The organism is Lactiplantibacillus argentoratensis (genome assembly GCF_037290055.1).
Taxonomy (GTDB): Bacteria; Bacillota; Bacilli; order Lactobacillales; family Lactobacillaceae; genus Lactiplantibacillus; species Lactiplantibacillus plantarum.
The window spans coordinates 304,820-316,701 of sequence record NZ_CP147647.1 but is presented as its reverse complement, the minus strand read 5'-3'; the positions used below and the strand labels follow the sequence as shown (position 1 = coordinate 316,701).

At 43.6% G+C, this 11,882-nt stretch carries 13 protein-coding genes; 4 read left to right on the top strand and 9 right to left on the bottom strand.

The genetic code is table 11. The annotated features are described in order from the left end of the window. Positions 1–22: 22 nt before the first annotated feature. The 3 genes from V7R88_RS01455 to V7R88_RS01445 all read right to left on the bottom strand — a co-directional run bounded on the left by V7R88_RS01455 (position 23) and on the right by V7R88_RS01445 (position 2,438). Complete coding sequence (locus V7R88_RS01455; RefSeq protein ID WP_003643749.1) at positions 23–586, bottom strand: biotin transporter BioY; 564 nt, start codon at positions 584–586, stop codon at positions 23–25. Between the two features lie 128 nt (positions 587–714). After that, positions 715–960, bottom strand: coding sequence for a hypothetical protein (locus tag V7R88_RS01450; protein ID WP_003641910.1), 246 nt, complete (start codon positions 958–960; stop codon positions 715–717). 65 nt (positions 961–1,025) lie between these two features. Then, on the bottom strand, positions 1,026–2,438 hold the full coding sequence (locus tag V7R88_RS01445) for a C69 family dipeptidase (RefSeq protein WP_003643748.1): 1,413 nt from the start codon (positions 2,436–2,438) through the stop codon (positions 1,026–1,028). A gap of 691 nt (positions 2,439–3,129) precedes the next feature. Here V7R88_RS01445 and V7R88_RS01440 point away from each other — a divergent pair. The 3 genes from V7R88_RS01440 to V7R88_RS01430 all read left to right on the top strand — a co-directional run bounded on the left by V7R88_RS01440 (position 3,130) and on the right by V7R88_RS01430 (position 5,731). Beyond that, on the top strand, positions 3,130–3,330 hold the full coding sequence (locus tag V7R88_RS01440) for a hypothetical protein (protein ID WP_003643747.1): 201 nt from the start codon (positions 3,130–3,132) through the stop codon (positions 3,328–3,330). A 12-nt stretch (positions 3,331–3,342) separates the two neighbouring features. Further along, positions 3,343–4,245: an SPFH domain-containing protein gene (locus tag V7R88_RS01435; RefSeq protein WP_003643746.1), complete on the top strand. Its 903-nt coding sequence runs from the start codon at positions 3,343–3,345 to the stop codon at positions 4,243–4,245. A gap of 169 nt (positions 4,246–4,414) precedes the next feature. After that, a complete protein-coding gene (locus tag V7R88_RS01430; protein WP_054397321.1) occupies positions 4,415–5,731 on the top strand; it encodes an MFS transporter in 1,317 nt (438 codons plus the stop codon). Positions 5,732–5,885: 154 nt separating this feature from the next. On the opposite strand, the gene V7R88_RS01425 is transcribed toward V7R88_RS01430, so the two are convergent. The 3 genes from V7R88_RS01425 to fba form a co-directional block, all read right to left on the bottom strand. Further along, on the bottom strand, positions 5,886–6,137 hold the full coding sequence (locus tag V7R88_RS01425; RefSeq protein WP_143142903.1) for a hypothetical protein: 252 nt from the start codon (positions 6,135–6,137) through the stop codon (positions 5,886–5,888). Positions 6,138–6,213: 76 nt separating this feature from the next. Continuing rightward, the gene (locus tag V7R88_RS01420) at positions 6,214–6,387 is read right to left on the bottom strand and encodes a helix-turn-helix transcriptional regulator (RefSeq protein WP_135294641.1); all 174 of its coding nucleotides are present in this window, start codon (positions 6,385–6,387) and stop codon (positions 6,214–6,216) included. Between the two features lie 306 nt (positions 6,388–6,693). Beyond that, entirely contained in the window at positions 6,694–7,557 is an 864-nt protein-coding gene (gene fba / locus V7R88_RS01415) for a class II fructose-1,6-bisphosphate aldolase (RefSeq protein WP_003641904.1), read from the bottom strand. A gap of 425 nt (positions 7,558–7,982) precedes the next feature. Between fba and V7R88_RS01410 the strand changes: the two genes are divergently transcribed. Then, entirely contained in the window at positions 7,983–9,350 is a 1,368-nt protein-coding gene (locus V7R88_RS01410) for an aldehyde dehydrogenase family protein (RefSeq protein ID WP_338816318.1), read from the top strand. Positions 9,351–9,455: 105 nt separating this feature from the next. On the opposite strand, the gene V7R88_RS01405 is transcribed toward V7R88_RS01410, so the two are convergent. Genes V7R88_RS01405 through V7R88_RS01395 form a run of 3 tightly spaced genes read right to left on the bottom strand, consistent with a single transcriptional unit; the run spans position 9,456 to position 11,728 of the window. Continuing rightward, a complete protein-coding gene (locus V7R88_RS01405; protein ID WP_054397314.1) occupies positions 9,456–10,469 on the bottom strand; it encodes an ABC-2 transporter permease in 1,014 nt (337 codons plus the stop codon). Between the two features lie 12 nt (positions 10,470–10,481). Further along, positions 10,482–11,375 carry an ATP-binding cassette domain-containing protein gene (locus tag V7R88_RS01400; protein WP_054397312.1) on the bottom strand — a complete coding sequence of 298 codons (894 nt, stop codon included), beginning with the start codon at positions 11,373–11,375 and terminating at the stop codon, positions 10,482–10,484. Next, a complete protein-coding gene (locus V7R88_RS01395; RefSeq protein ID WP_054397310.1) occupies positions 11,375–11,728 on the bottom strand; it encodes a GntR family transcriptional regulator in 354 nt (117 codons plus the stop codon). The genes V7R88_RS01400 and V7R88_RS01395 overlap by 1 nt, the downstream gene beginning before the upstream one ends. Between the last annotated feature and the right edge of the window lie 154 nt (positions 11,729–11,882).

Below are 11,882 nucleotides of genomic sequence, written 5' to 3'. Positions count from 1 at the left end.
TGCCAATCACATTAGCTATTTACTAAGCTGGCAATCCAAAATCAACGATGGCCCGCACACGCCGGGCAATAAATACGGCCAAAGTCCCTTTAATGATGTCACCAGGAAGAAAGGCCACGTTCGACAGCAAGGCGGCCGTCAAAGTCATATGTGACTGAACAGCTAGCCAACTAGCGCCGATTACATCAACAAATAAGATACCAGCCAACCAGACAATGCCAACTTCTAGCCACCAATAACCACTTGTCATCGCCCGGGTTATTTTGATCAACGTTCCAATCAGCATTGGTGCCAGCAACCAAGCAACGAGATAGCCACCCGTTGGCCCGAGAAAAATCGCGGCACCCCCACGCCCCCCAGATAATAGGGGTAGTCCCAGTGCCACTAATCCTAAGAACAATCCAACTGCGATCGTCCCATATTTGCGGCCAAGTAACTCCGCGGCTAAAAAGATGCCCATATTCTGCAACACAATCGGGACGGGAATAAAGCCCACTGGAATTCCCGGAAAGAAACCTAATACAATAATCAAAGCGGTCACCATCGCCGTCTGGGTCAGGTGTTTAATCGTCTGTCGATTCGTCATCATCGCACCCCTGTTAATCAATTTAAACGCTATTATAAAACAACAGTAACCCAATATCAACATCATGGGTTACTGTTCAGAAAATAAAAAATCCCATGACCCTTTTTACTGATCATGGGATGATTGAACTATTCTTTTGGAATACGCTTTTCAACGTGATATTGACGTGCTTCTGGTCTTGGCGTATCGGCTGTCAGTAAGTCATCCGCGTAAAAAACCGAATAACCGTGATCCTGTTCTAGCGGCCGCGCAATCATGAGTCCGCGCTTACGTCCGTGACGCGCATTATAAATATCCGCACTACGGAGCGCTTCATTGTAGTCATGCGATTCTGAAATTGCGTCACCAGGATTAAATAAGACATTTTCATCCATTTGCCATCAGCTCCTTGTCCTCTTAATAACCTAATTATACACGCTGATACCGTCATAACGAAAGTTTAAAGATTGATATCAACATTATAGGTTAGTTTCGAGAGCGTTAAACCTTTGGTGACTAATTGACCAATCAAAGCTTGGGCTTTATCACGCATCTTTGCGACCATCACTTTATCTTGTTCAGTCAAGAAAGCCGTTAACTCGTCACCAGATAACTTCGCCGCTTGTTCATCGGTCGCAGCCACAAATTGACCCAGTTCGATTCGACATTCTTTCAAATAATCAATATCATCCTGAACGAAATCAGCATAGTGTGATTCAACAATCATTGATAGTGTCCGGTAGAGCCAGTAAGCACTATTCATATCATGTTTTAGCGGTGTGTTCGCAAAACTAGGATCAGTTTCAGAAACGTTCGCATGGAATGGGAGGTATGGCGCAAAAGCTGGTACCCCAAATGTCATCCACATAATCGCGCTTTGTTCTGCTGGTACGTCATTCCGCACTTGCATAACGTGTGAATTCTGCGTCCGATTCATTGAAATTGGTCGAAACTTTTTAGCTTCTGGTGTATTCAAGAAGGGATCGTACTTCGTTTCGTTATAATGAGAACCCAGTACAAATTCAACGTCGGCAACTGAAATCTTCTTGGCTGCGTGACAAATGAACGGTAGCTCACTCGACTGTGGATCCTGTTCGATCTCTGGATTGAAATAACGTTGGCCGTACCAGACCCGGGGAGTATTATAATGCCGGTCTTTTTCATTATCAGTACCGAAGATATGACGGAAGTTAAAACCTTCCTTGTCAGGGTTCAAATGGTGTTCCGCAACAAATTCTTGAATACCATCAGACCACATAAAGTTATCGGGATCATCAAAATCAACCCATTGAATCGCAACTTGGTTGGCAGCCACCGCGTAAGCATCATCTGGAATCCGTTGTGCAACCCAGTGGTGACCAGTGACGATCTCCATGTACCACACATCATCTTTATCATTGAACAAAACACCGTTACCTTCTGGCGAACCATATTTAGCGATCAACTGGCCCAAGTATTCAACCCCACCACGGGCAGAATCAATGAACGGCGTGAGCATGGTTGGCAATGAATCTTCTGCGAGCCCATTCGGCACGAAGGGATCAAAAGTCAGCGTATGTTCATTACCATAAACACTTTCAGTTGAAGAAACACCAACGTTTTTTTCGTTAAAGCCATTCTCTTCAAAAACACCCTTTTCAGCGACTTCAATGTTCGGGACAGCTTGGTAACGGTAGCCATCCGCTGGAAGTGGTGCGGTAAAGCCATTCTTCCCAGAAGTTAACGTTTCGTTGCGACCATGAACAGCGGGATGGACGATAAATTTTTGCGGTGTAATCGGCATAAACGTATCATCATTACGGGCAATCATCGTCGAACCATCAACGGTCGCCTTTTTTCCAACTAAAATTGTGGTACAAGCTTGTTCGTACATGCAAGCATCTCCTGTCTTTAATTTCCGTGATCATTATTAATGATACACGCTCTAATTTAAAAAGCCACCATTGCGAAAGCGCTGACAGATAATTCTTACGCAATTTTAATTGCCGATAAATTTATCAATAGTCATAAATCTTTTCGTAATCTAATCAATAATTCTTAAATTTGAAAAATCATCGTCACATTTTCTTCACAATTCGTTGTTAAGATATATCTATAGCAATTAAGGATCCCCCTCCAAGATTGCTACTATAATAATTAACATTCTTTTCATTTACTCCTCCAAAGTAATGAAATCCGTCAAAGCGTAACAACTTTGACAGCTTGATGAGCGGCATGTGAACGTCCCCCCGCTTATATGAATAAACGCTCATCAAGTTATCAGCATATGATTCCCCGTCATATGCTGACCTACTCCTTTTGACCTTCGTATTCCCGTACGAAGGTTTTTTTGTCGGCTTAAATACTTCAAGCGCCCCTTTAACTCACCAATCCCGTATTACTTGAACCGCCCTCTAAAACGAGCTTATCCAAATAGTTACTGGGCGATATGCAGCATGAATTCACCATTTATCGCCATACTTTATCAACAATCCAAAACTCACCCACTATTTTATAACGGCCCTATCAATCTAACCAAAAACAGCATATAATTTAATTATTATCACATTAAAGGTGGGTCATCTATGCAAGAGGGATACTTAGATCAGCGCTTAATCGGTCAGCGCTTCATTATCAAACCGACCGATCTAACTGACGGCGTCGCATTCTATGGCATCTTGTACCATTTGCACGCCGCAACACCACTGCACACCGGCGATACCGTTGAAATCACGGCCGTCAGTGCTCATGGTCTAACGGTAACGATTATCGCACCACAACAATAGGGGGAAATTATTATGGTAGGCATCATCGTTGCAATTATTGTCATTCTACTGGTCGTTTTAGTCCTAATCGCTTCCATCCGCATCATCACCCAACCGAACCAAGGTGTCGTCTTAACATTTGGAAAGTTCGAGCGCGTCATTAGTTCTGGCTTTCACTTTATTAAACCGTTCATCTCACGAGTCATCACCGTTAACACGGCTCAGACACCCGTTGATCTTAACCAACAAGTCGTTATCACCAAAGATAACGCTGAAATCTCAGTTAAGATTTCGCTTAAGTACCACGTCACTAATATTGAAGACTTCGTTTTTAAAAACGAAGACTCCGTTCGTAGTATGATTCAAGATACCCGCGCGGCACTGCGCGGCATCATTGGGAATAAAGAATTAAATGAAGTCCTGAATGGAACACAAGAAATCAATGCTGCCCTCTTCAAGGAGATCTCCTCCGTTACGGCGGGTTACGGTTTAAATGTTGACCGGGTCAATATTGATTCCGTTAACCCTTCGGCAGATATTCAGGCTTCCATGAATAAACTCCTGCAAGCTACGCGGGAACGGGATGCCACCATCGCAACTGCTGAAGGTAAGAGTAAGTCAATCACACTGGAAAATGAAGCCAATAACCGGGCCTTATTAGCCACCAATAAAGCCCAAAACGAAGCTTTAGTGAATAGTGCAAAGGCGAAAGCAACAGCCGTTCAAACTGAAGCAGATGCTGATGCTTACCGGACGCGGATCTTAAACGAAGCCTTGGCACAATCATCCGAAAACTACTTTATCTTCCAAAACACGGAAGCTGTCAAAGCCTTGGCGGACGGCAATGCCAACACCGTTGTTTTACCAAACCAAACGTTAGATAGCTTGGGCTTAATCCCAGCACTCACCAAGGTTAGCAAATTAACAACTAAGTAGCTTTTAATCAGGACAAACAATGCAAAGCCTGCAGGTTGACGAACGCCACCTGCAGGCTTTTTTCTGAGCAATCTAAGACCTAATCAATTTTGTAAACCTTTCCGTTAGGTTTAAGCGTGCAACTAGGTTAGAATTAGGTTGTGCAAAACCATACTTAGAGGTGTTAATATTGAAACAAACTTGGCAAACAGCTTGGCCGGAACGAATTAGTTATGGGCTCAGTGATGCCGCGGATAACTTAGTCTTTCAGATGATGACCACATACTTATTATTCTTCTATACCGATGTTTACGGCCTATCCACGAGTGCAGCGGCGATTTTATTTGTCGTTGCGCGCTTAGCCGATGTCGTTGAAAGTCTGATTATCGGCGTCATGATTGACCATACCCATTCGCGCTTCGGTAAAAGCCGCCCGTTTTTCTTATGGTACGCGTTACCCTACGTCTTGTTCGCCGTTTTGACCTTTGTGACCCCGAATTTCGGAGCAACTGGTAAACTCGTCTGGGCTTATGTGACCTATTTAGGGTTAGGATTCTTCTATACCGCCGTCAACCTACCAATCACATCGATTTTACCAGCACTCTCCCAGAATGAACGTGAATTAACCTTACTAGGCGTGATTCGTCAATTCTTCGGTAGTAGTGTTCAAATTATCGTCGCTGTCTTCACCTTGCCACTAGTTGCTTTATTTGGTCAGGGTGATCAGCAACGAGGTTTTTTACTGACAATCGTTCTATTTGGCATTATTTCGTTGGTCCTGATCCTCAACACCTTCTTCCAAGTCAAGGAACGCTTTAGTCAACCTGAGCGTCCGCACCAATCACTCAGTGCGGTGTGGGGCATGCTCAAGCAAAACCAGCCGTGGTTTATTTTATCCAGCGTGATTTTACTGTATTGGTTAACAACTGCCATCAAGAATCAAACGACCATCTACTACTTTAAATACTTGATTCAACGCGAAGACTTAGTGCCAGTCGTTAACGGCTTTACGTTTGCGTCACTGATCGGGGTCATCTTAATTGTCCGGCTAGCCAACCACCACGGGAAAAAGAATACCATGTTGGCGGGTATCGCCATCGCCGCTGTGGGGCAACTGATCCTCGGTCTCGGGACAGCCATCAATCAACTGGCCTTCGTCTTCGGTGGTACGTTGATCAACGCTGTCGGTAACGGTCTCATCATTGGTTTGGTCTCAATTATGATTGCTGATACGATTCGTTATGGCACGGCACTGGGAATACAAGCAGAAGGTATTTTAGCCTCTACTGATGACTTCGGCGTTAATGTCGGCTTAGGACTTGGTGGCCTAGTCACCGCCGGACTCTTTCATTTAAGCGGCTACACCGCCAATCATGCGCAAAATATCGCCACTCAGCATATGATTACCCTGAACTATGCGTGGTTACCATTATTACTTTACATGGTGATGTTTATCGTATTAATTTTTTACAATGAGCAGCAATTGCAAGACGCGATTAATGTTTAGTTAATTATATAAAAATATGAGGTTAGCTATCCCAGAACAACAGTTGGATACCTAACCTCATATTTTTTATCATGTTTTTTACGAATGAATCAGACATAAGAATCACTAACAAATCCACAAGCAAAAAGAGTAATCCCAAAGCATTTAAACAAATCTACATCGTTCTATCAAACCGTGTGATTGCACAAAACTCTATAATTGGTCCTCCAATAATAACTAACGCACCAATACCAAGCATACGATCCAGTGGCACCAACATTGGCGTTGGAGTCCACAATGACAGTATCATCAGAATAGCAATGATTATAATCAACGCTTCATAGTACGTTTTAGTAACGGCACCTGCTCTTAATTTAAGATATTGCCAGCGCTCATCATTATGATAATCTTTTTGTAACTTTGCCATTCGACGGGTAGCGTACAAATAACTCCCTATGAAAATCAATATGATTACTATCAATCCAACTCGTTCAATCATCATTTTACCCCCGATAAAAGACATCCTCAATCATACAGTCAAAAACTGTTGCGATTTTGAAAGCTAGATCCAATGATGGATAATATCTAGATTTTTCAATCGAAATAACCGCTTGCCGTGAAATTCCAAGCCGCTGGGCAAGTTCAGCTTGCGTCCAATTTCGCTCAGCTCGTAACATTTTAATTTTATTGCAAATCAAAGTAACACCATCTTTACAAAAAGTAAGGTTTTGTTTACAACGTTAGTATAACAATATATTATACTTTTGTATAGTTTCCACTAAATAATATCGCGTAATATCGTTTCCGAATCAAGACTATAAAGATCACAATACCAATTAGAAAGACAAAGCACTAATTTATAATAGCAACCAGAAAAGGCCACACTGGCACTCCCAGGTGGTAAGTCAGTCCCAAGTTCCCCAAAAAAGCGCAGGAAAAAAGCCGACCCCGAGGAGTCGACTTTTTCTGAATCAAAAATCCAATTATTTAACAGCTGGAGTCTTGAACCAGCCAATCCGTGATGTAACAACATCAACGATGGCCTTCTTACCAGGTGCCAATAACTTACGAGGGTCGTAGCCCTTACCGATTTGGTCTGCGCCAGATTCGATGTAAGCACGAGTTGCATTGGCAAAAGCAACTTGGTTTTCGGTGTTAACGTTAACCTTGCTAATACCCAATTCAACAGCCTTAACGATTTGGTCCTTAGGAATACCAGAACCACCGTGAAGTACCAATGGCATCTTAACGGCTTCTGAGATTTCTTGAAGACGATCGAAGTGTAAGCCAGTCCAGTTTTCTGGGTACTTGCCGTGGATGTTACCAATCCCAGCGGCTAAGATGTCGATACCAGTAGCAGCTAAAGTCTTAGCTTCTTCAACATCAGCTAATTCACCTTCACCGATGATACCGTCTTCTTCACCACCAATTGAACCAACTTCGGCTTCAACAGAGATGCCCTTAGCATGAGCTAATTTGACGATTTCCTTAGTCTTTTCTAAGTTTTCGGCAAATGGTAGGTCATGGCCATCAAACATAACTGATGAGTAACCAACTTCGATACATTCCTTGGCAGCTTCGTAGTTACCGTGGTCTAAGTGCATAACAACAGGAACAGTGATGTTCATGCTTTCCATTTCATCAGCAACTAAGTCCATAACGAGCTTGTAGCCACCCATGTACTTAGCAGCACCCATTGAAACTTGGATAATAACTGGGGTGTTAGTGTCTTGAGCACCCTTCAAGATGCAACGAGTCCATTCAAGGTTGTTTGTGTTGAACGCACCAATAGCATAATGGTTCTTGTATGCGTCTTGTGTCATATCAACAGCATTTACAAATGACATAAAATAACCCTCCTAGGTTAATTAAGAGATACGATTTTTGAATCACATTCATTTTAGCACATTTTACATAGGAGTGATAACCGATTTGTCATATTTATTAACCAACGATTTCCCGTCAATTCTTGCTTATTTGACAACCGCCCGTTTGTAAACCCTTCCATTTATATAAAATCAGTTACAGATCAAGCCAAAAGTTGCTTCGAATTTAATCAACAATTAATTGTGAATATTATAACAGCAATCCGTTCGGTGAAAATGTAAGCGAACAGTTTATTTACATTTATATACGCTATTAAATCAATAATTATAGTGTTTTAAAAGCAATTTATGAAATTAAATATTAGCTATTTACATTTGTGAAAAAGTATTTATAATAGTGATTGTGAAATAAGAAACAAGTTGATTTTGCATAGGAGGAACCGTGAATGCTGAAAGAAATGGAAGAAACAACCGTATCACGTTCAATCGATCGGTTAGTCTTAAATGCTTCGTTAGCTGCCAACCGTCTTGAAGTCATGGACCAAAGTCAAGTTGATCAGGCTGTCGCTGCCATGGCCCGCGCTGCCCACGCTGCTCGTGGCATGCTGGCCGCTATGGCCGTCGAAGAAACGGGTCGCGGAAATTATCGTGATAAAGTTGCGAAGAACGACTTTGCAGCCAAAAACGTTTATAACTACATCAAGGATGACAAGACGGTCGGTATCATTAATGACGATCCAGTCAGTGGTGTGATGAAAGTTGCTGAACCAGTTGGAATCATTGCGGGGGTCACCCCAGTTACCAACCCAACATCAACCGTCATTTTCAATGCCATGTTAGCATTAAAGACACGCAATCCCATTATTTTTGGTTTCCATCCCTTTGCACAAAAATCTTGTGTTGAAACTGGCCGAATCATCCGCGATGCTGCTATTGCCGCTGGCGCTCCTAAGGATTGGATTCAGTGGATCAAGACACCTAGCCTTGAAGCAACCAACACCTTGATGAACCATCCGGGCGTCGCTACCATTATTGCAACTGGCGGTGCCGGCATGGTCAAGACCGCGTATTCAACTGGTAAGCCGGCACTCGGTGTTGGCCCTGGTAACGTGCCATGCTTCATCGAGCAAACCGCAGACATTCAACAGGCAGTCAGTGATGTCGTCACTTCCAAGTCATTCGACAACGGCATGATCTGTGCTTCCGAATCAAACTTAATCGTTGCTGATCAGATCTATGATCAAGTTAAACGTGAATTAAGTCACAACGGTGTGTACTTTGTCGGTACTGAAAACTTCAAGGCCTTAGAAGCAACTGTCATGAACCTGGATAAACAGGCTGTTGACCCGAAAGTAGCTGGGCAAACGCCATGGCAAATCGCTCATTGGGCTGGTTTTGATGTCCCAACTGATACCAAAGTATTAGCAGTTGAGTTGCCTAGCATCGGTGGTGACCAAGTCTTATCACGAGAAAAGTTATCACCTGTCCTCGCCGTCGTTCATGCCAAGGATACTGAGACCGGCTTCAACTTGATGAAACGCAGCCTAGCACTTGGCGGTCTGGGACATACGGCCGCCTTGCATACGACTGACGAAGCTGTTATGAACAAATTTGCCTTAGAAATGACTGCTTGTCGGGCATTGATCAACGTGCCGGCTTCACAAGGTGCCATTGGTTATAAATATGATAACGTCGCACCATCCTTAACACTCGGTTGTGGAACATGGGGGCATAACTCGATTTCACACAACTTGGAAGATTGGGATCTGCTAAATATCAAGACCGTTGCAAAACGCTTAACTAAGATTCGCTAAAGTCTCATCAATCAGGATAATAAATTTAAAATTGCCGCTAACAAATACGCCCGCTGAAGTCAGTCTGCTTAACTTCAACGGGCGCATTTTAGGTTTATGATCAAATTAAGCCAACTTCTTAATCGTCCACGCATCGCGAAAACGATCCGGTCGGTACAGAAACCACCGCCCCAAACTCCAAGTTAGGTAGGCGACGACCAGTGCCATTATAATCCCAGTCGATAATGGCATATGCGCATGATAGTTATCCGTTAGCAACCCTAAAACACCGTTACCAAATTGTGAACAGCAAATTGCAACAATTAGATAAATAATTGAAAAGCCCAGGACGGCTCCGCGCCACTGCGGAAAGCGGAAAAAATCCCCACTATTTTCCAAAGATAAATGCTCAAACGCCCAGCGGTTAAGCAAATACAGGCCGCCACCGATAACACCACAAATCACCCAAGTGGTTAGTAAGCCCCCGGGTTTCCAGCTCGGCAGCTGACCTAAAACATCCACCTGCTCATATTTAAGCTTCGTTAATCCTGCAACAAGATTGATCAAACCATCATATGCAAAGGGCAAGCTGCAAACGAAGACAAATGTCGCAAGCGCACTCGCAAAGACATGGCCAACCCATAACCCGAACGTAACGGCTAATAATCCAAACACTAACATTACGGCCATGATTCCGAGTTCTTCATACAATGTCGTAAGCCAATCAATCCGCACCTGCTGCTTAGCGAGCACGCGCCAAGCAATTAGCCCAAAAACAGCTTCCGCCACCATGTATGCACTGACCAACATTCCAATAAGTAACCCGATTTTACGGCGATAAATTTGCTTGCGAGCGACCGGCAAACTAAATAAATATTGATTAAAGTTCGTGAAATTATCGCTTAAGAATAGCGCGACTCCTAGCACTAGACTAACGATGATGGCGACCACCGTTCCCATCCGAAGATGAGTGGCTTCCATCAACGCAAAACTACTGACGTTTCGTGCAACGTACCGTGACGGATCATGCGCAATACTGTAGCCTTCCTTTACGCCCACTAGTAGTAAGACACCGCCCGCCGTTAACAATAACGTGCGATAGTGGCGCCACAACAACTGCCATAACTTTCGTTTCGTCATTTTATCGTCCCCCTAAGATAATAATTCAAAGTCGGCTTCATCCGTCAGATTAGCCATAAACAAGTCTGCTAATGAGAGTGGTAAATCTTCTTGAAATACCGGGTCCGTTGCCGCCAATTGTGCCTGGACCTCAGCATTATAATCTTCAAACACCACGACGATGACCCGACCAGAAACGTGTACAATATGGCCTAATTGTTTAACAACGGCTGGAATCTGCTTGTCACGATACACTAATTGAACTTTTCGTGCACTTCGTCGCATGGCTTCTAATTGATAGTCATTGACGATGCGACCGTGTTTAAGCATCAACGCGCGGTCAATAACCCCCTCTAATTCAGCCAAATTATGTGACGCAATCACGATTGAACGGTTTCCCGTAGCCACTTCATCAATTAGAATACCAAGAATATTTTTTCGAATTAGGACATCCAAACCATCTAGCGGCTCATCCAAAAAGAGATACGGCGCTTGCGTCGCAACACTGAGAATGATTGTAAACAAACCAAACGTTCCCTTAGAGAAATGGCGTAATTTTTGTTTGGACGTCAGATGATAACGGTCTAGCAATCGCGCAAATTTAACATTATCAAAGTCCGGGTAAGCAGCTTGATAATACCACTGGATTTGCGCAATCGTCGCGCCTTTAAAAAAATTTGCCAGTGGATCAATAAAACACAGTTGCGTCCGCATTTCCGGTTGATCGACAACGGCTTGCCCATCAACCAGGACCTGACCATGATCCGTGAGGTACTGCCCATTGATTGCCCGAAAAAGGGTGGTTTTCCCAACCCCGTTACGGCCAACAACACCGACGATCTGACCCAGTCCAATCTCAAAACTAATATCATCTAACGTCTGGTGATGGTCAATACGCTTACTTAACTGATTAATCACTAAACTCATTATTTCTCCCCCATTTGATCAAGCCAGCTGTGCAGTTCAGTCATACTGACGCCACTTTGACCCGCTAGCCTGACGATTTGTGTAAACTGCGCTCGTAATTCTTGGCGGACTAGCGTCGAATCCGCCGCCTTAACGTACGTCCCTTTCCCGGGGACTGTCTCAATAATTTGTTGCACCTCTAGTTGCTTATAGGCTTTACTGACCGTATTCGGGTTCAGCAAGTGTTGACGAGCCATTTCACGCACCGACGGCAGTTGTTCGCCACTTTGTAACACACCATGAGCAATATCTTGTTCAATACCGGTTACGATCTGAGCGTAATACGGTTGTCGGCTTCCATGATCAATTTGCATGGCCCACCTCCATTTAATACACAGTCGTTACTTCGCTTACGTTAAATAGTACAGTATAGTACAGTTATAAACAAGCTAAGAAAACGTTAAAATCAGGCCACTTTTCCGATCCGAGCAGCGGCCTTTAGTCCTTCCTAGCCGTCACGAAAAAAGC

Coding starts and splice junctions, on each gene's coding strand:
- V7R88_RS01405 (WP_054397314.1), bottom strand. CDS start 10,469: ATGACGAAACGAAAGTTATGGCAGTTGTTGTGGCGCCACTATCGCACG.
- V7R88_RS01455 (WP_003643749.1), bottom strand. CDS start 586: ATGACGAATCGACAGACGATTAAACACCTGACCCAGACGGCGATGGTG.
- fba (WP_003641904.1), bottom strand. CDS start 7,557: ATGTCATTTGTAAATGCTGTTGATATGACACAAGACGCATACAAGAAC.
- V7R88_RS01425 (WP_143142903.1), bottom strand. CDS start 6,137: ATGGCAAAGTTACAAAAAGATTATCATAATGATGAGCGCTGGCAATAT.
- V7R88_RS01395 (WP_054397310.1), bottom strand. CDS start 11,728: ATGCAAATTGATCATGGAAGCCGACAACCGTATTACGCTCAGATCGTA.
- V7R88_RS01440 (WP_003643747.1), top strand. CDS start 3,130: ATGCAAGAGGGATACTTAGATCAGCGCTTAATCGGTCAGCGCTTCATT.
- V7R88_RS01420 (WP_135294641.1), bottom strand. CDS start 6,387: ATGTTACGAGCTGAGCGAAATTGGACGCAAGCTGAACTTGCCCAGCGG.
- V7R88_RS01450 (WP_003641910.1), bottom strand. CDS start 960: ATGGATGAAAATGTCTTATTTAATCCTGGTGACGCAATTTCAGAATCG.
- V7R88_RS01410 (WP_338816318.1), top strand. CDS start 7,983: ATGCTGAAAGAAATGGAAGAAACAACCGTATCACGTTCAATCGATCGG.
- V7R88_RS01400 (WP_054397312.1), bottom strand. CDS start 11,375: ATGAGTTTAGTGATTAATCAGTTAAGTAAGCGTATTGACCATCACCAG.
- V7R88_RS01435 (WP_003643746.1), top strand. CDS start 3,343: ATGGTAGGCATCATCGTTGCAATTATTGTCATTCTACTGGTCGTTTTA.
- V7R88_RS01445 (WP_003643748.1), bottom strand. CDS start 2,438: ATGTACGAACAAGCTTGTACCACAATTTTAGTTGGAAAAAAGGCGACC.